This window comes from Sphingobacterium sp. 2149 (assembly GCF_031455655.1).
Taxonomy (GTDB): Bacteria; Bacteroidota; Bacteroidia; order Sphingobacteriales; family Sphingobacteriaceae; genus Sphingobacterium.
The window spans coordinates 193,310-217,038 of the sequence record NZ_JAVDTD010000010.1 but is presented as its reverse complement, the minus strand read 5'-3'; the positions used below and the strand labels follow the sequence as shown (position 1 = coordinate 217,038).

Genomic DNA, 23,729 nt, shown 5'->3' with positions numbered 1-23,729 from the left:
AGCGCTCGATTTAATGGTTACAATGGGTTAATACGCGATGTTGTTTCGCTAACAATTTCGAAGCGGCTATTGCAATAGGTTGATAATTGCCGCTTCTCTTTCTTTTGGAAAAACTTTTAGCTCCAATAATTTACCGTCCTTTAATCTTCCTTCAACGGTAGTCTGCCCCGGCGCATGTAGTTTAAAATCCACATTCCAATCTTTGGGCCAAGCTGGAAAAAGATAAATTTTATCATCTGTTACCTGCAAAAGCATTTCCTGCAAGCCGATCATGCCCGAACCACCCCAGTTATGATCCGGAACCCAATCAAAACCTGGCCCCCAAAAGGTGGGGAATCGCCGTTCTGCATTTTTTAGTTTCGAGAGGGTCAATTGCTTCGCTTCGTCGGTCAACCCAAGGCGTGCAGCAAAGATATTATGCTGCTTCCAGCCAACATAGCTTTTGAATTTAAGCACATCGGGATCATAGGTGTACGTATTGAGGGCAATATCGATATCTGCTTTACCGATACCATAAATTCCCCAAGGATATACAGGATAGAGCTGCGGGGATTCGGTATTGTTGATCCGGGCCCATAGCTGCGCTGGAGCCAGCATTTTTTTGCCCCCGAGTTCACGCTGTGGCAAAGGTGGGATTCTGGTTAAAAACCCCTGAAAATAACCACGCGACTCAGCGTTGATATACCCCTCAGGCAATGCCAGCAATCCTTTGGTTACCTGCTGTAAAGCAGCAATTGTACTTGCCGAATTATAGGCCATTTTATAGGTTTCCGCAGAAGAGCCAGGATATAGTACAAGATGACCTGCATCATCCAATACCTTGCTACCCCGTTGCCGAGCCCGGTATTGATAATGCTCATCAAAAAAACGCAGACAACTTTCTATCAACGGAATATAAGTCTGAATATCGGACTTATTATAACGTTCTGTTTCCAGTATCATCATGCAGAACTCCAGCACCGTATCCCACTCGTATTCCAGCCAGGCATTATATTCGAGGCCCTTATCAAAATCTTTGGGCCGTTTCCAATTGTATTCAGCGGGATTGGGTAAACCAAAATTTTCGATCTGTTCTGTAAAACTGGCACCAGCGTGCCCCCAATAAAATTTGGATCGCCATTCGGCATTCTTCAAAAGGCGTTGATAAAACTTAAACTGCGCCGGCATTAGATCAAAATCACCGCTCTTCAATAATGGCCAATACACTAAGCGCTGATTTTGTGCGGTATGGGTACCTCCACCCCAATTCCGAAAATCCGGTGTGAACGTAAACGTACTATCGATCGTGACAGGATCGTAGGTAAATAAACCGCCATTAAATTTTGTTGGATAATCTCCGTAAGCATTACAAGCTAGCATAAATCGAAACAACTGATAGTTTCGGCCGACTTGCCAAGCTTCATTATGGGGATCTTTTAAGCCAGGCTGGATAACGATATGACTTCTATCCCAAAAAGATTTCCACCAGGATTCCGTCGCCCGTTTGAGCGACACAAAGCTAGGTTTGGGCGTAGCCAGATCTTCCAGTTCCGCTTTCCAGTACTTTAGGTCTGCTTGCTGTCCTACGTGAAGCGTAACTTGAAGTGCATGATTGGTTTTTGCGGCTTTACTTTTGAGTACCCAAGCTTGGTATGGTGTATTCATATAGGTTCCGGCACGCTCACCGGCGTATACAAAATCTTCTCCTTTTAAAAGTCCCCCTGAAATTAGGCTTTTCAGGGGATTATATAATGAATCTTTGATTGTTGTCAAGCCTTGTTGGTCTACGACAAGATCAAATGCAGTGGTATCTTGATTTTGATGATAAAAAATAACATGGTTTGCTGTCGCGGCAATCTGATCTTTAGGCGTCACTACCGGTTTTGGAGGTGCCCATTTCCAAGAGTTTGCATTGTTTTCCTTTTTCTTTGGAAAAAGATCCTGAAAGCGCCAGTTTTCGTAAGCCGCTTCCACCTTAACCTTCCGGTTGCTGTTCACTTCAAGATGGACATTAGGATTGAAAACATCCACCCAAACCAATATTTCAGCCTTCACTCCTCTGTTCTCCCCTTTCAGAACAATGTGTCCCTTTTCCAACTGCAATTCCTGTTGAAATTTTCCGTCCAAAAACGGGTTGGGATAGAGACGAAGTCGAATACGGCCAAGCTTCAACAGGGTATTGTTCTCGTCAAATGCCCCGGTCTTCCCTAAATACACAAGTAGTTCACCGTTCTCCATCCAAACGTTCAATCCAATATCTCCACCTCCTACAGGCATGGATTCAGATGAATTCTTGCTTTGCCTGGACCAAGTTACATTGTAGTCCTTCCAGTTGAACTCTTGCGCCCAGGCTGGATTTAAGAAGGTTGCTACTAGTAATATAATGCCTATAATACGTTTTTCAATCATCATTTCTATTTACCAATCATCTGTACGGAAAGAGCTTAAGGGCAAGCCATTGGCTCCAAACACCTCTCCGACAACGAAATCTTTAAAACCATAACGCACAGCCACCGGCTCCTCAACTTTGAGCGACGCGACAATAATGGTCTTTCCTTTCAAAACAGCCTCTGCAGGATAAAAAACCTGATCTTTACCCGCAATTTCAAAAGTCTTTATTTCTTTACCATATGCTGTTAGCCCCAATGGTGCATCCTTAAAAGAAAGTATCGCTGTACTGCCTTTAATTTCCAACGTTTCATATAGGGGGCTTTTGAGATTTAACGTCTCAAAACCATAGCTATCGTGCAGTGCTAGGTAGGCCAATCGTTCGCCACTTTGCTGTTTATGTGATGGGTGGATGCAATTCTGTTCGCCCAAATCCAAGGTGACGGCCATTGCAGAATACGGAATTTTATCCAAAGATTTACGTTGTGCATCGCGTAGATAGGCCGAATTGTATTTTCCCCCAACATGATAAGGCGGCAATGAAGCATAATCAAATGGTGCAATTTGCATAAAATAAAACGGAAGTTTATTATTTCCCCATAACGCACGGAATTTTTCAACCATCCGGGGGAATAGCACTTCATATTGCTCTGGACGATCGTAGTTAGATTCTCCTTGGTACCAAATCATGCCACGGATACCGTATCCTGCAATAGGATGGATCATACCATTGTACAACATGGTCGGAATACGGTTTTTATCTTTCAGGCCCTCTTCTTCTTTGGGGATCTGCAGACCTTTCTGATCTGCCAACCAGGATGCCTCCATCCAGGCTTCAATAGTTGAACCACCATAGCTGCTATGAATCAAACCAACAGGCACCCCTAAAGTTTTGCGCAATTGCCGTCCGAAATAGTAGGCCGTTGCACTAAAACCGACCACGGATTGCGGTTCAGCTTTCTTCCAAACACTTGGTTTACTGTGAGCTGCGGGCTGAATCTGTGGATTGCGAGGCACGGTATAGATACGCAGTTGATCGTCTTTGGAATCCATCATCGTTTCGGTACTACCGAGGATCGGTTGCCCTGGATAGCCTTTTAAAGGCATTTCCATGTTCGACTGGCCCGAACATAACCAAACTTCACCAATTAAAATATCATGGAGTTCAATGCTATTCTTTTCTGAGACCTTGATCTGATAAGAACCGCCTGCTACAGGTGTTTGTACTACAATTTTCCATTGGCCAAGTTTATCTGCTTTCGCTTGATATTTCTGTCCATTCCAGGAGGTCTGTACGGTTATTGTTGCCTGCGGTTCTGCCCAGCCCCAAAAAGGTACTTTGCTTTGTTGCTGCAGCACCATTCCATCGGTGAAGAGCGCCGATAAACGGACTTCTGCCTGGCTCTCCAATTGTGCCAATAGGAATACGATCATAAAAAAATAAGTTTTCATCTTCATACGATTTATCCCATTAAAATACTGGCATCCAAACGCTCATATCACCAAATGCACGGTTTCCCCAAGCAAAATAGGGTACCAGACGCACAGGGATAGTTTCAGGCTTTCCATCGGAAGTTTTACGGTATAGTGAATTCCATTTCGTGCTATTTGTACGATAGGCTTTTCCTTCCAACAAGACAATATCCTGCCCTAAGATATTTTCATTTTTCGGCACAAACTGTTCACCCTGTTTCATTTTCAGATCAAAGATATTGACATCCGCAGCCACATCCTGCTTCTCTAGGCAATACACGATCGGTCCACGCATGACTGCAACCTGGTTACGCGTTTCCTCAACCAGTGGATTTGACTCCATCAGAGCAACCTCCATCGGCAGTTTGACGGTAACGCGATCACCTTTCTTCCACAATCCAGCTAATATGGCATAGCCTTTCTCCATCGGTGCTTCGATTTTCGTTTCGTTTTTCCATATTTCAACCTTCCCAGCCCAACCCGGCACCCGGAGTTTCAGGGTATAACTGGAAGGAAATTCTTTTAGGATAAAGGTGGCGGATCCTTCCCATGGATAGCCGGATTCTTGTATGATATTGATTTTTTTGCCTTGATATGTTGTATTTAATTCATTTCCACCATACAAGTTGACTGCTACGGCATCTGTTGCTAATCCGTAAGCATAGTTGGCTACTTCTGCTATCGTACGAACAATATTAGGTGGACAGCAGTTAGACAGTGCAATATAAGGAACACGCTTTTTAGACCAGCGCTGCTGGAATGGAAGATCGGAGGAGTAACTCAATGGATTAGTATACAAAAATTTGTCGCCATCTAAACTAATCCCTGACAGTACACTATTATAGAGTGCCAGCTCCAATACATCGATGTATTTTGCATCGCCCGTGAAATTCGCCATGCGCCAATTCCACAACATATTACCAATATTTGCACAGCTCTCATTGTGCGCAGTTAAGTTGGGCAATTGATAATCCCGCCCAAATGCCTGATGGATTTTCTGTACCTCACTGGGATTATAGGAAGTTCCGTCAGGTGAGGTACCATCATACAGCGATCCCAGACCGCCTGTAATGTACATCTTGTGCTTCGTGACATCGTCCCAAATTTCAAAAAGGCGGTTGCTCAACGTTGTATCTGCAATTTCGGCGCATAAATCTGCTACACCTGCATAAAGATAGCTCGCCCGTACGGCATGTCCCGTAGCTTTATGTTGCTGACGGAACGGAATGCGATCTTGGTTATCATCCGTTCCATCTTCGATTTCACCTTTAATATCAATTAAATGCTTGGCTAATTCTAAATATTTTGGGTCTTTGGTCGTCCGATAAAGCTCGACGGTTCCCATATAATGGGAGGGACAGATTGCATTTCGGGCTAAAGTTGGATTGGACTTTTTATAAAACCCATACAGATAATCCGCTGCCTTTATTGCAATATCCAATAGTTCCCGTTGTCCCGTTGTCCGGTAATGTATGCATCCGGCCGTCATTAAATGTCCAATATTATAAGACTCAAAGCTCAAACGATCTTGAAACTCAATATTTTGTCCCGATCGCTGCTGGTCAATTGTCGCCTTGGTATAAATATAGCCATCGGCACGTTGCGCTTTGCGGATCACGGGAATAACTTCGTCCAGCATGCGAAGCAGTTTTTTATCTTTTGTCTGGGCATATAGTGCACAGACTGCTTCCAATGTTTTGTAGAAGTCGCCGTCATGAAAAGATGGTCCGCTATGCTCACCCTTTTCCAATCCCGCGGCGATTTCAAAATTACGATAAGCATGGCTAATGGAGGCATCGGTATAAACGTGCCAGAGTTGCGGTACCATCTGCTCATAACACGATTTGGTACGATCCGCCCAAAAGCCTTTCGTCCATTTCACGTCGCCCATATCAACTGCGTTTTGAACAGCATGGGGACTCGACCCCGTATTGGTAATAGACCTTTCCTGGGCCTGGACTTGACAGGCCGTCGCGAAGAAGAGCCCCAGGATCATTAGTTTGTGCTTCGTATTCATGATTTCTTTATTTTGCATCTAACCACAGTAAGTCAACTTTCCCTTGTAATCCGGAAGGTAATAAGCCTTTGAGGAACTTGTCTGACGCTGTTGCCTGTATTTTCTTTTCTACTGTTGTATTCTCTTTTTCATAAAGGAAACGGTTCCCCCATGTATTATAGACCTTGACCTGTACTTTATTATCACCTTGCCGGATAAAATCAGTTACATCGATCTGATAAGGTTTGGTCCAGACAACCCCAGCATATTGTCCATTGACAAAAATTTCTGCCATAGATTCAATGGCCGAAAATTGTAAATGAGCGCGTTGCTTTTCAGCTATTTTTTGGATATGAATGGTCGTTTGATAACTTCCTGATCCAGCATGATATTTAATGTCATCGTCTGCACTGGCTGTCCAAAACTGAGGCTCTTGCTGTTTAATTGCTTGCTTGCCGGATAACCCATCAGCCGTAAATGACCAGGGTCCTGTCAAAGCTGTTTTTCCGGAGTATTGATAGGTCGGTATATCTATTTTTTTATCGCTGGTCAATACAAAGCCAGATTGATACGCATCAAACGAAAGTTCGATAACGGTCCTATCGTTGATCACTTTAAACGGTAAAACCGCTAGTTTGTCGCTTACAGGATCGTAACGGTAGGCATATTTTTCTTTTGTCCGTAAAGATAAAGTTGCCTTTTGTGCTAAACTATCTTGATTGGCTACAAAAAACAAATCACCACCATCGAAACGGCGATGGTTCCAAGAAATATGTGGATTGTGCCCTTCGTTAATCAGCACATCGGGAGCAATATTTAGCGGCTTAAAATCTTTCGCTTCATAGTGGCCAACAAGCACACGGCCTTTGCCGATCTGCTTCGTTTGTAATGTTGTATTTGTGAATGGCTCTAGCCCAGTGAATAACTCATCAAGCAAAATGCGATACTGTTGTACTTTGTCATCGGTCAGTTTGCCCCGCCATGTCTGTGGAATATCTTGGAAGAGCACCGTAGCCCCTTGATTGACAAGACTCCTGATGCGTTCTAGCGTACGAAGGGAATATTGGCTACCATTCGGATTTAATGCTGTTTCTCCAGGCATCACAAGTAAAGCATAAGCAATATGATTCGCAAAAATCACCTTACCGTCCTGTACGCTAGTCTGATTCCAAAGCGCATCGGGATTGAAGGAATCGTAGGCATAGCCGCGTAGTGGATCGACCCAATCTTCGGGTCTATACATATTGGCTCCTGTAGTCACACCTGCAACTTTTTGTAAGGGTAGGCCGACATTGGCCAACAAAGAATCTGTACGATGAACACGGGCTTCACCAATAATACCGGGTAAGACATCGATCAAAGCACTTGGGAGTACAGACCTTCTTGGAATCTCCTCCCCAATAAACACAGCTACATCTCGTACCGGTACTCCATATTGCAGTAGCTGCTGTGAGCGGATCGCATAATTAACCCACTCTTTACCAGGTTTCCACCACGTTTGATCGCGCTGAAAATAGGTTCCGATACCGTCCATGGTCATACCAGGTTTACGGTCCATCCAGGGATTATGCACGTACACATGGTAGACCAGATTGTTGATGCCCAAGGCGTAATTTCGGTCCTGAAGACTTTTCAGAAGCCGCGGATGTTCATCCCATTGTGCACGGATCTGGGTAAAAGCCTCCGACATGGTAACGCGCTTACCATAAATATGGCTTCCCGAAATAGCATCCAAGATGTCCGCAGGTTTATCGTGCGAAGGACTTCTGAACCAAAATTCACCCATTGGACGGTCGGTTGAAGCAAAATGTGCCAAACCATCACCGACCATCACAGGAGCAGTCGCTTCTGCTGTAAATTCAACACCGTATTCATCCGCTTTTCGACGTAATGTCGCATAGCCATTCTCTTGTAACAGTTCGCTGATGGTCTGTCTGTAATCTTGCAAAAAGGCTTCGGAATCTTCCACACTATTCACAAAACAACCTGCTAAAACCGGGAGATAGTTAGTCAGGTCATAGCCCCGGCGTTTTAAAAACTCATCCGGAAAACTACGGGTCCAGTTTTGACTACCACATTCCCAAGAATCAATATGAAATACCGTGAGAACTTCTTTAGACAAGTGTGGATCTACATGCTTTTTGGCTGCTCCAAACCACTGATCAAATTGAAAAGCGACAGTAGCTGCGTCCAACTTATCACATTCGAGGCCCTTTCCTGCACCAGCAGTTTCATTTTTATGGCCAGTAGAGGTGTGTCCCACCCGTAATATTTTCCACCTTCCTGCAGGTAATGTCAGGTCGACACGACCCGCTTGATCCGGCTTAGGCAAACGGATAAGCTGTTGCTGTCCAATAATAGCTCCTGGCATAACAGCGCTTGGGTCGGACTTTTTGCCAACACGCCATATTTCACCTGTCTTGCCTTCGATCTGATGAACCTGCGCTTCTTCAAACAGACTGATACCATTCAATTTTAGGGAAGGCTTCCATTTACCAGAATCAAGGTCTTCGGCTCCGGGCTCACTTCCTGTGGGATCGTATACGAAGCGAAAATATTTCGCTTCGGTGTAGGGAATCAGATGTGTTACACCATTATCCCAATCCAACCAGCCCATTCTTGGGGATTCTAATTGTGTAATCTTCCGAAAATTTAAGCCATCATCGCTGGCCCAAACTTGCAGACGATTTGCTTGGTAATTGGATGCTGTCCATTCAATTTTCAATGAATTGCAAGGGAAGGGCCGCTCAAAAGCATATTGGATCCATCCTCCTGCAGCTGCTGCAAAATTTTGTTTGTTGCCTCTTTCAGCCAATCGTTTTAGATCTTCGCCATAGCTATTGGTTACCTGTACCAGCTCCGTAAAGCTCTTTCGCGGCGAGTGGGTCAGTGGCATCGCAAATAAAGCGATATCTTCGTAATAGCCTTGTTGCGTTTGGGGTTGTGGCAACTGAATACCACGTGATCGCCCGCCCTTGCTATTGACTACGGTATCTGCATAAACCAATTTTTGCATCGATTTTTCTGGACTAATCCATGGTCCACCGGCGGTCGCAAATCCATCATTAGGTAACAAAGCAATCTTTAATCCATATTTTTTTGCCTCGGCAACGATGTATCCAAACATATCCCACCATTCAGGTGTCAAAGACTCTGTTGGCGGATTGAAAAGCGGCGGATCAGTTTTCCCCTTAATAGGGGCCAAATATGCTCCTTTTATGTTGTTATCCGCCATCGCTTTCAAATCTGCTGCAATGCCTTCCTTGGAATAGCTGGCATGCATAAAGTACCAAAATACCCAAGGTTTTGCTTGTTCAAACGAATGTTGATCCAACGGAACTAATTCCGTTGGAATACCTTTAATCTGCGCATTGCTGCTCAAACAGCCCAAAAGAAGACTTGTTCCTAATAGCAACTTAATCCTCGTCATATCTTATCTTGTTCTTTAAAGCTATCCAAAAAGGTTGGGCAGCCTATTTCTTTCATTTTTGAATTTATCTCCCTTATCGCGTCATTTCAACTAGTCGACACCTACAGGGTTTAACTTTACTTACTGGATAGCTTCCTGCTAATCTTCATTTATTTAATTAGATTTTACGAAATCCTCGATCGATTGTTTCAAATCTGTCGGAATCAAATAAAAGGAATAATTATAGTCTTGTGCTGGAATTTGATATTTTTCAAAAGGTTGCGACACATCTGTCCAAGTATCATTTCCACCGACCCCCATCTGTTTTAAATCGACATTTAAGGTAATCTTATCTTCTTTTTTCAATTTAAACCAGTGTTTTGCTTCGACAATCGCTTTTTGTGAATAAGGCCATGCACTTATATACAGCGGCTGTTTGCCGACAACCAAAAGACCTGTATTTTTATTTTGGAGGTGCATCCAACGAACATCCATCCGATTTCCATTCTCCTGCGGATAAAGGTAGTGCTCCATAAATTGATCGATATTCATGTGATAAACACCAAGGTCAAAACCATAAGCACGATCAGGATAATTCTCCATCGGCCCTAAGCCATAGTATTGGATGTCTTCAAATGTCGGATTGATACCCATTTGGAGCCCAACTTTTGGGATATTAGGTAATCCAGCCTTCACCTGCAACTGGTAGTTTACTGACACAATACCTGGATTTTTCACCGTATAGATCACTTTTACCTGTGCAGAATCAGCTGCAAGGGCATACAGTGTCTGTATTTCATACCCTTGATCTTTTTCCTGCGCGTTTACCGACACTACTTTTGGTGTGCCATACCAGTATTTTAGTTTTTTCTCCGGTTTCCAGCCCCGGCGGTCATTGTCCGTAGCCGGCCGCGTAAAGTTTGGGCGAATGGCATCTTTGATTATTTCCTGTCCCTTGTAATTAAACGAAGTCAAACTTCCAGTCGATTTGTCAAAGCTAACCTGAAAGTTTTTGCCTGCGATCTGATACTTATCGGCAGTTTCTGTTTTGATCAATTGACCTCCTTTGTATGATAAAGGTCGTAGGACATTGGGTTGTTCCTGCAAGCGTACTTGCGATGAAGAGACTACAAATCCTGCTGGTCCCCATGCTGTCGCTTCCCGTAAACGAAATTGAATATCGAGCTGATATTCGTGATCTGCGGCACGCTTGAAAGGTAAATATTTGGCAAAGCTTACCTGTGCAGAATCGCCTGCGGCCAGATTCATGGCCGATATCGGCACTTCTTTTACCAGCAGCCCATTTCTGCGGAATAATAAGACAGCATCATAATGATTTAGGTTGAGCACCGTTGATCTATTTTTGACTTGTACCGTGGCCTTTTCTAGATCAACCAAAGTGACCTCTGCAGGCTGATAGATGCGCTTATTTTCGTACATCGCCGCTTTTGGACGTCCCCAAGCGTCGGTAATGCCATTCAAGCTAAAAGCGCCATTATGCACCTTTTCACCAAAATCGCCACCATAAGCCAGCACTTTACCATAAACGGAATCTTTGCGAATCAAGGCCTGATCCTTATAGTCCCAGATAAAACCACCGATCAAACGGGGATGTGTACGAAAGATATCCCAGAAATCACGAATGTTACCGGTCGAATTGCCCATGGAATGGGTATATTCAACAAAGAGAATAGGCCGATTATCGCCATTATTTTGATTTAGTAAGAGCGCGGGGGTGAAAATGCCCGGATAAAACCGCGACACGATATCGACATAATATTGATCCTTTACATTTTGAATCCGATGCGCGTGATCGTTGGATTTTGGATAACGAGAATCTGAAGGGTCAATATAGCCCGGCAACTGATGGCTCCCCATAGCTGGTTCGTAATGTACAGGACGTGTGATGTCGAAATCATGGATCCAGGCAGCCATCGCGGCTGTATTCGGACCTCTTCCAGATTCATTTCCCAACGACCAGATGATAATGGAAGGATGATTCTTGTCCCGTTCCACCATGCGTGTGACACGTTCCTGAAGTGCCGCCAGCCAGGAGGGATCGTTCATGAGTTTTCCACCAAGTCCATGGGTCTCCATATTAGCTTCATCCATCACCATAATACCATAACGGTCACAGAGCTCATAGATATAGGGATCATTCGGATAATGAGAAGTCCGGATCGCATTAAAATTAAATTGTTTGATTTGGCGAATATCCGCTTCCATATCTTCCCGTGTCAGTGCCTTCCCGCGTTCAGGATGGTGATCATGACGGTTGACACCATAGAGGTAGGTCGTTTTACCATTGATCAGAAGTTTGCTATCGTTTGGAGAGAAAGCGATGCTCCGAAATCCTACTTGACAGGTCTTCGCTTCGAGCAAACGATTTTCTTTGTCGTAAAGCGTCAGTACCAAACGGTAGAGATTAGGTTCTTCCGGGGACCATTTCTTTGGATTTTTGAGCGTTGTTTCCATTAGTCCAAACTTCACATTGTCCAATCTCGGATAGATTTCATCAACGATAGCCGAAGCATCTTTTTCTAATGGTTTGTCGAGAATAGGTTTACTATTACTATCATATAGTTGTGCTTTTAGCGTAAAACCGTTGATGCTGTCGCCTGAAAAATTATCGACTTTTGGACGAATGGAGAATTTGGCATCTTGATAATCAGCATCTAAAGTTGCCTGCCAATGAAAATCAGCAATACGCACTTTTGGCTCGGCCATCAAAAACACCTCGCGGTGAATACCGCTCATGCGCCAATGATCCTGATCTTCTAGATAGGAAGCATCGCTCCAACGCAAGACTTGGATAGAGATGCGATTTTTACCTTTTTTAAGATAGGGTGTGGCATTAAATTCAGATGGCAAGCAGGAGTCTTCCGCATAACCTACGTATTTGTCATTAATCCACAACTGATAGGCAGAGATAACCCCTCCAAAATGTAAGGTAATATTCATTCCATCCCAAGATTCGGGCAATTCGAATGTCTTTTGATACGACCCTACACCATTATAATCTTTGGGAATGCGCGGCGGATCAATTGGGCTAAATGGATAGACTGCCGAACGGTAAATGGGGATATCATAACCTTTCATCTCCCAATTGGAAGGAACCTGGATTTTGTCCCATCCGCTGACCTCGGATAAATGAAAATCTTGCGGTGCATCGGCCGGTTTAAAGGCAAATTTAAAATTCCATTCGCCATTCAAAAAAAGCATCCGTTTGTTTGTTTCTCTTTCATTCTTCATGGCTTCTTCAATCGTGGCATAAGAATATCCTGTCGCACGTGAAGGGTCTCTATTGATGGAAGTAATCATCGGATTTTCCCAAGGCGCGGCAATCTGACCATTCGGCACCGGTGGGATGACCGCCGGTTTACCGTCAACCGTTTGTGCCTGTACTGAAATCGCAGACATCGAAAGCAACAGGGCAACACTCAGCTTGGATACGACTATTTTTTTATATAACCTAGTATTTGTAATCGACTTCATATGCTATTCCTTTTTCCAAAACGAGTTCATAGTCGTTTCCTGAGATATGTTTTACTTGACCTTGTTTCACGCGTGGAACAACCTTGCTCCGCAGTTTTAATGTCCCTGTTCCAACAGGTGATTTTACCTTGATCTTGTTTTTCGACACGTAAAGTTCAATCTCACCCTTTGGTGTTGGTATTTTTCCTTCCATCCATTCCAGCGATGCCAGATAGGGTTTGATTTCATACTGTGCATAGCCTGCCGCTGTAGGCTGCACACCGAGATAGTACTTGCCCAGCAGATAGATCGGACTTGCTCCCCACGAATGACAGAGACTCTTACCGAAATCCCTTCCATACATCGCATAATGCTCGGCTCCTTTTTTCGCTGGATTAAATTCTTCCCAGAAGGTCGTCGCACCAAGTTTTAGCATACCACCCCAATAGTCTTTCATTTCTTTCATTACATAGTCCTTTTCACCAAGTTCACACAAAGCTTCAAGTTCGTAGTAACGCATATAAGGGGTGGTAATCTGTTGTACTTGATCATTTAACAAGACATTAGCCTTCACGCCTGCCTGTTGCTGTTTGTTCAGATAATTAAAAAAAATCGCAAACATATTGCTGTAGCGTGTCACGTTATCGGTTTGCTTACCATCAATACGACTATGTGCAAAGGCTTTTTTCTGATCGTTCCAATAATAGGCAAATAGCTTATCTTTGAGTTGTTGAGCTTCTTGTTGATAGTGTTGGTTGTCTTTCGGCTCGCCAACCAAATCGGCACACATCGCCATGGTTTCGAGACTGCGGCACAGCAATAATTGTTCAAAGCTCACTTCCCCTTGCTTGCTGAGACCTTCGGCCCAGTCAATAAATACCCAATCGCCAGCTAAACCTTTCATCAAACCATCGCTATTTCTTCTATTCAAACAAAACTGCATCAGACTTTTCATACGTGGATAGATGCCTGCTATAAATTCCTTATCACCGGTATAACGGTAATAATCTGCGATACTCAAAAACCAATAGAAGGTATAATCCATAATGGTGTTGATATGGCTGATTGTAGGCTCTTTACCCCGTAAGGCTAAAATCGTTCTCTTGACGGCTTCGGAATCAAAACCCAAATAGTAATTCATGGCATACGATTGATAGGCGTCACCGCTCCAGATCCATCGATCACGTTTGATACCATCAATAAAAAACTCACGTGTGGTTAGTTCCATGGTATATTTGGCAACATCCCATATCTTGTTTAATTCATTATCGGAACTACGAAAGAACCCGCGATCAGCCACTGGTAAGTATTCATATTCCATGGATATTTGATCAAACTTTACTGATCCTTCGGGTTCTAAATAAACAAAGCGGAAAGCTTTGGATAGATCAAGAGTACTATCCTGTGGCTGTTGATTATGTATCTCAAGAAGATCAATGGTCTCGCTGGTTTTCGTCGAAAGTGCTTCCTCTCGGGATTCGCCATAATAGATGTTCAATCGGCCTGTGCCCACCAGTTTATGCAGGGTGAGAAAACCAAATGTATTCTTTCCAAAATCGACCAAGATACCTTGACCGTGTTTTTCTTGCGAAAGTGCTTGCTGTGGCTTAACGGGCAATTTAAACGTGGATGGTCGAACTGTTGGTCCGTTAAAGTTCCATTTACCGGCCTTCACATAGCTTGTTCCAGATTGATCAGACGCTTTACCTGTCTCATCAATCCATTCCTTATCTTCATAGGTTGCGTTCCAATCGCTATCTGTCGTTACGTTTTTTCCTGCAACATACAGTGCGGGAACATTCCCCTGATTGTAAACTTTAATATTAATTTTTTGCTTTCCTTTTTGAAGCATCACTTTAGTAGGTGCACCGGGAAGCATTTTTCCATTGATCTTGACATTATATTTACCTTCGGCATAAATACTGATTTCTTCATCAGCAGGCAAATCAAATTCTTTACTGAACTCGACAAGAACATAGTGACTATCCATCTTCCAAAACGGAGGAAAGAAGGTTCCTCTGTCCGTACGACGATTTTGCATGTTGTTGCTCAACCACACTTCATAATCTCCAGGATACCAGATCCAGGTACTTACCTGTTGTGCAAATGCTGTCGTTGTTGCAATTAAACAACCTATAATTAAAATAATTTTATTCATATTCGAATCATTGTTAATCAATTCACTAACACCAAAACCAACGTTAACTTCGGCGGTATATGTGTTTTTCACTAGTAAAACACGCGCTATATTTTTTTCAATTGCTCACTAAAATACACGGTGAGACACAACTTAGGCTTTTGCCGGTTTATATCCTTTCAGTGCAAACCATAGAATTACGAGATAACAGACCAAAGGTACACTATAACCAATCTGCGTATTATCATGCAGCGCATCAATAATATTTCCGGTCACAAAGGGAAATACGGCTCCACCAACAATTGACATAATCAACCAGGAAGAGGCTTGTTTCGTCTCGTTTCCGAGTCCAGCAATACCCAAAGAAAAAATTGTAGGAAACATAATTGACATAAAGAAACCAAGTCCACCTAGCGCATACAAGATGACCATACCTGTACCCGAAATGGCTACAGTTGCCAATATAGCGCAACAAACAGCATAAATAGCCAATAAACGCTGCGCGGTCGTATAACGCAACAACAGGGTACCGACGAAACGTCCGCCCATAAAGAGCAAACCATATACACCTAGGAAATATCCCGCAGTTTTCTCATCGACACCTGCTCCCTGCTGTGCCATACGAATAAAAAAACTGGTTACACAAACCTGTGCTCCAACATAGAAAAACTGCGCGATCACAGAAAAACTCAAATGCTTGTGTCGAAGTACAGCAAATAAGCCAGTCTTTTTCTCTTTATCTCCTTCGGCTTTCTCACCTTGTATTTCAGGCAGTTTTATAAATAAAAAGATGAGCGCTACAACAACTAGGATTAATCCTAATATCAAATAAGGCATTTTTACGGAAGACGCTTCATGGAGCAGATACGCTAACCGATTGCTCTCTGTCATAGCCGCCAGTTCCGTTTCTGAATAGCTCGTACCCGACAAAATAAAGGTCGTACCTATCACTGGTGCCACCACTGCTGCCAACCCATTAAAAGAGGCCGCCAAATTAAGGCGGTGGGTTGCCGCTTCGGGCTTGCCCAAAACTGCAGCATAGGGATTAGCCGCTGTTTCTAATAAAGCTAGTCCACAACCAATAATAAATAAAGCCAGTAAAAAGAGCTCATACATCCGGTGATCTGCCGCAGGGAGAAATAAAAATGCGCCGACGGAAAAAGTCAGCAGCCCGAGAATAATAGACAACTTATATCCCCACCTGCGTAATATATAACCTGCGGGTAGAGCCATAATGAAGTAAGCGAAGAATACGGATGTATCAACCAGTGCCGATTGGCTGTTATTCAACTGACAGGCTTTTTTCAAATGCGGGATCAGCACACCATTTAAATTATGGGCCATACCCCATAAAAAAAACAGGCTGACAATCAGAATAAACGGAAGGAGATAGCCCTTACTAGACGATGCCTCTGTTAGCTTGATTGATGATTTTGTACCAATTTCCATGTGATGATAGGTTAAATTGAAACTTCCTTGCGTTTTGCTAGCAGGATATGCTCTGCGACCAACACCACTTCACCATGTTGATTGATAATTTCAACATGCTCCACTACAGTACCGAATTCAGGCTTTTTTGCATCGGATTTTTCACAAATAGTCACCTCAGCGTGGATGGTATCGCCAATAAACACAGGCTTGACAAAACGAAGGCGATCGTAGCCTTTGGAAAATGCTTCCGGATTAATAACTGATGCCGTCAGTCCGATACCAATCGCAAAGATCATTGTTCCGTGCGCGATGCGCTGTCCAAAAGGTTGGGTCTTGCACCATTCCGCATCGAGATGATGTGGAAAAAAGTCGCCTGTATGTCCAGCATGAACAACAAAATCTGTTTCGGTAATCGTACGGCCCAATGTCGTCCGTTTGTCGTTTAATATATAGTCTTCAAAAAAAATCGATTCAAAATGCATATTTCTTATTTTATGTTTATAACCTCTAGTTCCTACTCGCTGATCTCCAATTTTTATTTTCTAGTCTCTACGATAGGTACACCGCCCTGAGCACTGCTTTTATAAGCAGCCTCCACGACGGCCATGGTCTCGATAACATCCTCCACCGCCGCCGGTAACACAGCAATTTCGCCCAGTTTAAAGCGCATCAAGCTACCCATGCTACCGATAAAGGCATCGGGGAACCAAGTCCCTTCGATCGGGAATTGTACCCACTGCGGCTTACTACCGTCGGTCGGTTTGATGCAATATTCAAATACATCGGGCACGCCGTGCGGATAATCCATCAATAAGCCCATCGTCGCTTTGATCGCTCCTTTAGTCCCTTCCCATTTGATGTAACTTTCTTCGTTGTGCGGTCCAAATTCATGGTCGTGATTGGTATTAACCACCGCGTGCATAGTATCCCCATAATCAAATAACAAGGTTGTCCGGCTCGAAGATAGCTCTTTGGCTGGATGCTTCAAGGTCTTGGCATAAACCGATGCCGGTGTACCCCAAAAAGAACGGATCAGGTCTATATAATGCACGCTATGGTACAGTATTTCCAAACGCGGATGCACCATCACGTGTGGAAAAAGCTGCCAAGGGGTATGCACGGCTACGCGCACCTCCATATCGTAGAGTTCGCCGATGTAGCCCTGATCGATCAGCCAACGAGCCGCATTGACAAAAGGCGCCTGACGCAACTGACAGTTGATCGCAGCCACCAAACCCTTGCGCTGGCAGACCTCCAAGATTGCCTGGCTATCGGCATAGTAATCGCCCATCGGCTTTTGGATCAATACCGCTGCTCCATCGGGCAAAGTCTCTAAGGTTTCGATATAGATATCCGGCATAGTCGTCATATCATACACCGCATTTTCGGGTGCTTGCGCGACGGCATCCGCCACCGTATCGTACACATTCGGAATACCGAAATCCTGTGCCAATGCTTCTGCTTTCGCCCTTGTACGATTGACAATACCATGCACATGAAAGCCGGCCTTACGATAAGCCGGGAGATGTGCATCTTTCACTATACCGCCTGCGCCTATTATAATAATGGGCAAAGACGTTTGGGGTAATATGGTTTTATATTGAATATCTATCCTATCCATGTATTTAGTTTTTTCTGTGCTTTAGTCAATAATGAAAGACTACTCTCCTCGGAATTAATCGCTGCTATGACGGTCTCATCAATGATATGTGCAATCTGCGGCCAGTTGGCCAAGCGCGGTAATGTACGTGCAGTATCATGCAATTCAGCCAATTTATTATAAAAGGGTATCATCTGATTGATTTCGGAATCATACCAGGTGGAGTAACGACAGCCAACGCCACCTTCGAGGGTGAGATTTTTATCTGACTGGCGGCCTACGGCAAAGCGGATAAAATCATAAGCCAACTGCTTATGACGGCTACCTTCTGGGATTGCATACAACCAATACACATTTAATGAAGGAGACATTCCCCCTTCTGCTGAAGGAATGGCTGCTACATCTACCTTACCTTGCACTGCCGACGCCGCATCAATTTGTGCCCAGGATGCAAATCCAAACCAATTGACCATCATGGCTACTTCTCCCCGCGCAAAGGCGGCACCGGCCTGCACGGATTCATAATTGGCCGATTCGGGGTGCAATCCCCTACTCTCTTTAAATAACCCTCTATAAAAATCCAATGCTTCTACAGCCAATGGCTGATCCAGCTTAACAGGTATCTCTCCTTGCTGCAAATCGCCTCCACGGGACCAAAGTTGAATACAGAAATCGAATACTGCATTGTGTCCATCCGGATAACCGGCAAACACAGTTCCGTACAGGTTATCTTCCGGACGGGTAAAAAATGTGGCAACGGTTAAAAAATCAGTCCAGGTTGTTGGAACAGCCAAAGGCTTTCCGTAAAGCGCGTGAAAACGGCTCTGCTCCTGTGGGTCATCGAACAGATCTTTCCGGAAGACCATGCATTCAGGACCATCATGAAAAGGCAAACCAAACACCTGTCCATCAAAACGTTGTAAAGCCTGTAAACTTTCGGACCATGCACACCCCACTTCTTCGGGTGGATATTGATCAAGCATAAGATCGAGATTAGCTAAACCTTTCGTTTCGTAAGCACGTGCGATCCAATCGGTATTGATATGGACAATATCCCAGTCACCATTATAAAGGCCTTGGTTCTCAAAGAAGGCTGCTGTCAATTCCTCTAAATCTAATGGAACAAACTCTATCTCCATATCCGATGGATATAGCTCCTGATAAGCCGCCCAACATTTCTCCATGGCACGCTCAAAGGGGTCGAATTTCCGGACAGCAAAACGTAACTTATCCATACAGTTCCTCCAGTATTTTAGCGGTGTGCTCACCTAATTTGGGCGAACCTTTTGTCGCAGTCAAACGCTCGCCATCGATACGAATCGGACAACGGGTGGTCTCATAATGGAAGCCGTCGCCCATCGTTACTTCCTGTAGCATGTCTAGCACTTTAAAAGCATCGTGCTCGGTCAAACGGCGCCAATCCAATACATCGGCACACCAGATGTCTGCTGCTTCCAGTATTGCTAACCAATGCGCCGTAGATGCTGTTGCCAAGTGTTCCGTTAATATCGCTTTAATGGTATCTCTTTCGCGGAAAGCCTGTTCACCGTCCGCGAAGCCTTCCAGCGCTGTGCAATCTAATAATTTGGTAAGAAAAGGAATAGAGCCCATAGCAAGTGCCAGAAAACCATCTTGGGTACGATAAACGCCATATGGCGCAGCCAAATATGCATGTGCATTGCTCACCTCGCTACGTTGGGGTAACAATTTACCATCACGAAAATAGGTTGTGACAGCCTCAAATTGTATATCTACAGCAGAATCCAACATGCTAACATGCACGTGTGCCCCCATTTGGTGTATCGCACGACGATACAGGCAAGCCAAGACGGCACTACATAGATTCGAGCCGGCAAACATGTCCACAATGGAAAGTCCCATGGCCACTGGACCATTATTTGCGTCGCCGCTCAACCAGGTCATTCCGGTAAGTGATTGCAATAATAAATCCTGTCCAGGTCGTTTCACCCAAGGTCCTTCTTTTCCATACCCTGAAATTTCTCCATAGATCACCGTCGGATTGATCTCTCGGACACTTGCATAGTCAAAGCCCAAACGTTCCATGACACCTGGACGAAAATTGTGCAGCACCACATCTGCCCGCGCGATTAAATCACGTATGATCTGTTTGTGGGATTCACTTTTTAAGTCCAACACCAGACTTTCTTTATTCCGATTAATCGCATGAAACACCGTTGAAGTACCATTGAGTATGGTATCCGAGGTATATAATTGCCTGCAAATATCACCCGTCTCTGGTTTTTCTATTTTTATCACCCGCGCACCTAAGTCGGCTAGCCGTAAACTTGCTAATGGGCCGGATAAAAATTGACTAAAGTCGACTACGGTATAGCCTGCTAATGGTAACATATTAATTTTCTAAATAATCGTGAACAATTGATGCGGTATGCTGGCCCACTTTTGGTGCAGGTTTGTCCGCATATAAACGCTTTCCATCAATCTGGTAAACACTACGGGTGGTGGTTAGCGCGGTACCGTCTTGTAAACTGACTTCCTGCAACATCCCTGTCTCCTTAAAACCTTGCTCCTCAAAAAAACGATGGTAATCGTTGACTGCACCACACCAGATCCCTTCCGATTCCAAACGGGATACCCATTCGCTAGTGGTCTTCTGGCACAATACTGTAGCAAAGGCCTCCAATATTTCATCACGTCGCGAAAACCAGGTTGAAGCATCTTGATAAGGCTCACTAGACAGACCTATTGTTTCTGCAATATGTCCCACATTGCCCATAGCCAAAGCTAGATAACCATCTAGTGTCTTATAAAGTCCATAGGGTGCACTTAAATAAGCATGGCCTGCGCCTCGAACAGCCGAGCGCTGTGGCAACTTACGTCCATCATTGACATGTGTGGTCAGCATTTCAAACTGCATATCCAACACAGATTCAAGCAAACTGACTTCAACAAGAGCGCCCTGTTGGGTACGGGCACGTTTCAACAATGCCGCCAATATACCTTGTGTCAGATGTGTCGCGCAATACATATCGACCACAGCCAATCCAAAAGGTACTGGTCCATCCTGCGCACAGCCTGATAGCCAAGAAAGTCCCGACAGCGACTGCACCAGCAAATCCTGACCCGGTTTTTTGGACCATGGCCCTTCATTACCGTAGCCCGTTACTGTGGCATAGATCATCTTTGGATTGATTTTCCGTACGCTCTCATAATCCAAACCGATCTTTTCCATCACCCCCGGACGGAAGTTATGTGTCATTACATCCGCCTGACGGATTAATTTCTTAATATTTTCCAGATCATTTTCGTCTTTCAAATTGGCCGCATACGATTCTTTATTTCTATTAATGGTATGAAACACCAGGCTGCTCTCATCTACAAAAATATTTTTAATCGCAATCTGTCGTCCGCCTTCTCCGGCGCCAGGACGCTCGATTTTGACAACTCGGGCACCGAGATCAGCCAACCGCAGGCCAGCGGTTGGCCCGGCCATAAATTGTGAAAACTCGAGAACTAAAAGTCCTTCCAGTGGTTTATTATCCATTGTCTTCTTTGTCCACTAATGATTCCCGATACATCTTGTTCATCTTTTCTAATACGGCAACTTCATCCCCGCCCTGTCTGAGATAGTCAACTACAATATCACCGGCGTGATCCTGAAAATACAGATGACCATCATAACGCGGGCGCAGATAGGCACGCTCCAATGTAGGCAGGGTATTTTTAAAATAGCCGTCCGTATAGGCGTTGACTTGCTCATTTTCCCAAGCACCTAAATGTCCCGGTTGACCACCATTTTCGACATATAATGTTGCCTGAATTTCTGGTGACGCAACAAATTGGGCGTAATCCATACCCACAGCAATATGTTTGCTCTGAGAGGATACTGCTAATCCCGCACCACCCAGTGTGCTAATCATTGGAGTACCGTTTAACGACACTAAATCATGAAAATGCAATACTTTACGGGCATACCCAGTTCGCGCATAATTGGAATAACCATACGCAAATGGACAATAGGCAATTTCATCCCGCTGCGTCATTTCTTCGAACACTTTGAAGGGATTTTTCTCATAAAATCCAGCATCCAATTCATCCGCAAGTGATTTAAATAATTTTAAGACCTGTACCCCGACGGCTTCGCTGATTACTTTTTCGTCGTTTTGGCAAGGTTCTTCACCCAAAGAACAACAAAGACCATAAAAGTTCATCAAAGAATCAATCGGCAACAGTGAAAATCCAACCCGTCCTGCTTTAGCTAAGGCCAAGACTTCTTCGAAGGTACGCGGGAGCGGCACACGTAGCGAACGTAAAATATCTGGGCGACTTGCAGCCACTGGTGTCGCCGCATCTGTAGCCAAGGCCCATTGCTTGCCTAGAAAGTTGTAGCTTTCATAAGACTTCCCAACACTATTCGCCTGTTGACCGGCCAAAAACTCCATGGACAGATAATCATCAAATGGAGCCAGCATCCCCTTAGAAGCGGCATGTCCCGTCCACGGATGATCGATCACCAACAGGTCATATTCCTTGGCTAAATCCGTTACCGACTTATCAGCGAATTCCTGCAAAGTACGTTTTGTCCAAACAATCTCTACTTCCGGATGTAATTCTTCATAACGTTGTGCCGTTGCAACCATTGGCACAAAACCTCGCGAATGCCCCCAGGTAATCCCCTTTAACCGGATTTTCTCTGTCATTGTATTTATGTATTATTTTATGTAGTCTTGTTGAGATCCTTATCAACCATTTGATTACCAAACATCAAGTTATTCCAATCTCCAAAAACAGTAAAACATAACATTGTAGTTGTAGCTATTTTTATCCTATTCTTCTTGATGATCCAGGCAAGATAATATAGCATAAGCAGCGCAATACTGTAATCTAATGTTGGAATTAAATATGTTTATAATCTTTTTCCCTTCTAATGCTTCTTCGCAATGAAAAAAGCGGTTTATAATATTCAAATATAAATACAATATTCGAATATAAAAATTTAACCTGTTTTTTTGGATCGCTAAAAACGCCTCTTCAAATACTTTTTTTATCTTTATCCCAATCATTTGTTAGCAAAATATTTTATGACATTAAATAGCTCCGATAAATATAAAGCGCCAGCACTCGAAAAGGGATTGCAGATCCTGGAATTTCTGGCCTTGCAACCAACGGCGCAATCACAATCCGAGATCGCCCTTGGCTTAAATCGAAGTCCCAATGAGATCTATCGGATGCTTGCATCGCTGGAGTCCAATGGCTATATTCATCGTGATCAGATTTCATCCAAATATTCGCTTTCCCTGAAGTTATACTATCTATCGCATCGCCACTCTTTTGTAGAGAAATTACGGGCCACCTCATTATTGCCAATGCAAGAGAGCTCCAATGAAATTAAGGATCCATGTCATCTCTGTGTGATCTACGATAACCAAGTCATGGTAATTTCCTACGCCAAAGGATCATCCCCCATCAGCATCGTAGTTGAAGAAGGAAAGCTGTACAATACTTCACAAACGGCTTCTGGCAAGCTTCTTTTAAGTTTTTCAGATGCTGAAAAAAGAAAATCCATTTTAGGAGCTGATCCCTATTACAAAAGCTTGAAGAAAACAGAGCGTCAACAGTTTGACAGCGATTTGGAAGATATTAGAATGAAAGGATTTTATGAGATGCCCAGTGCTTACGCAGAGGGCATCATCGATATTTCCGTCCCTATAGGAACCAACGAAACAGGTATAATCGCCTGCCTCACTGTTTCAAAACTCATCCGACGTCAAACTGAGCATACTGTATCCACGGAGGACATTGTAACAAGCCTAGAAAAATGCCGATCACAAATTGAATCCAATCTCGGATTAAGGTGAAAAAG

Annotated in this window: 14 protein-coding genes; 1 reads left to right on the top strand and 13 read right to left on the bottom strand. The window is 43.9% G+C overall.

The features are described from left to right. Positions 1-66 precede the first annotated feature (66 nt). The 13 genes from J2X77_RS15865 to J2X77_RS15805 all read right to left on the bottom strand — a co-directional run bounded on the left by J2X77_RS15865 (position 67) and on the right by J2X77_RS15805 (position 22,566). Positions 67-2,391, bottom strand: a complete 2,325-nt coding sequence (locus tag J2X77_RS15865) for a DUF5703 domain-containing protein (RefSeq protein WP_209578224.1) — start codon at positions 2,389-2,391, stop codon at positions 67-69. A 6-nt stretch (positions 2,392-2,397) separates the two neighbouring features. After that, on the bottom strand, positions 2,398-3,819 hold the full coding sequence (locus tag J2X77_RS15860; protein WP_310081543.1) for a sialate O-acetylesterase: 1,422 nt from the start codon (positions 3,817-3,819) through the stop codon (positions 2,398-2,400). Between the two features lie 19 nt (positions 3,820-3,838). Further along, positions 3,839-5,857 (bottom strand): beta-L-arabinofuranosidase domain-containing protein, encoded by a 2,019-nt coding sequence (locus tag J2X77_RS15855; protein WP_209578222.1) that lies wholly within the window; start codon positions 5,855-5,857, stop codon positions 3,839-3,841. A 7-nt stretch (positions 5,858-5,864) separates the two neighbouring features. Beyond that, a complete protein-coding gene (locus J2X77_RS15850; protein WP_209578221.1) occupies positions 5,865-9,266 on the bottom strand; it encodes a glycosyl hydrolase in 3,402 nt (1,133 codons plus the stop codon). Positions 9,267-9,419: 153 nt separating this feature from the next. Further along, complete coding sequence (locus J2X77_RS15845) at positions 9,420-12,740, bottom strand: glycoside hydrolase family 2 TIM barrel-domain containing protein (protein ID WP_310081541.1); 3,321 nt, start codon at positions 12,738-12,740, stop codon at positions 9,420-9,422. Beyond that, a complete protein-coding gene (locus tag J2X77_RS15840) occupies positions 12,718-14,877 on the bottom strand; it encodes a trehalase family glycosidase (protein ID WP_209578274.1) in 2,160 nt (719 codons plus the stop codon). The genes J2X77_RS15845 and J2X77_RS15840 overlap by 23 nt, the downstream gene beginning before the upstream one ends. A gap of 132 nt (positions 14,878-15,009) precedes the next feature. Further along, positions 15,010-16,305 (bottom strand): L-fucose:H+ symporter permease, encoded by a 1,296-nt coding sequence (fucP, locus tag J2X77_RS15835; protein ID WP_209578220.1) that lies wholly within the window; start codon positions 16,303-16,305, stop codon positions 15,010-15,012. 11 nt (positions 16,306-16,316) lie between these two features. Further along, complete coding sequence (locus J2X77_RS15830) at positions 16,317-16,769, bottom strand: MaoC/PaaZ C-terminal domain-containing protein (protein ID WP_209578219.1); 453 nt, start codon at positions 16,767-16,769, stop codon at positions 16,317-16,319. 53 nt (positions 16,770-16,822) lie between these two features. Further along, entirely contained in the window at positions 16,823-17,908 is a 1,086-nt protein-coding gene (locus J2X77_RS15825; protein WP_209578218.1) for a Gfo/Idh/MocA family protein, read from the bottom strand. Further along, entirely contained in the window at positions 17,896-19,122 is a 1,227-nt protein-coding gene (locus J2X77_RS15820) for an extracellular solute-binding protein (protein WP_209578217.1), read from the bottom strand. The genes J2X77_RS15825 and J2X77_RS15820 overlap by 13 nt, the downstream gene beginning before the upstream one ends. After that, on the bottom strand, positions 19,115-20,257 hold the full coding sequence (locus J2X77_RS15815) for a CaiB/BaiF CoA-transferase family protein (RefSeq protein ID WP_209578216.1): 1,143 nt from the start codon (positions 20,255-20,257) through the stop codon (positions 19,115-19,117). The genes J2X77_RS15820 and J2X77_RS15815 overlap by 8 nt, the downstream gene beginning before the upstream one ends. A gap of 1 nt (position 20,258) precedes the next feature. Further along, positions 20,259-21,410 carry a CaiB/BaiF CoA-transferase family protein gene (locus J2X77_RS15810; RefSeq protein ID WP_209578215.1) on the bottom strand — a complete coding sequence of 384 codons (1,152 nt, stop codon included), beginning with the start codon at positions 21,408-21,410 and terminating at the stop codon, positions 20,259-20,261. Then, a complete protein-coding gene (locus tag J2X77_RS15805; RefSeq protein WP_209578214.1) occupies positions 21,403-22,566 on the bottom strand; it encodes an extracellular solute-binding protein in 1,164 nt (387 codons plus the stop codon). The genes J2X77_RS15810 and J2X77_RS15805 overlap by 8 nt, the downstream gene beginning before the upstream one ends. Positions 22,567-22,947: 381 nt before the next feature. Here J2X77_RS15805 and J2X77_RS15800 point away from each other — a divergent pair, with 381 nt between their 5' ends. Further along, positions 22,948-23,724 (top strand): IclR family transcriptional regulator, encoded by a 777-nt coding sequence (locus J2X77_RS15800; protein WP_209578213.1) that lies wholly within the window; start codon positions 22,948-22,950, stop codon positions 23,722-23,724. Positions 23,725-23,729: the final 5 nt, after the last annotated feature.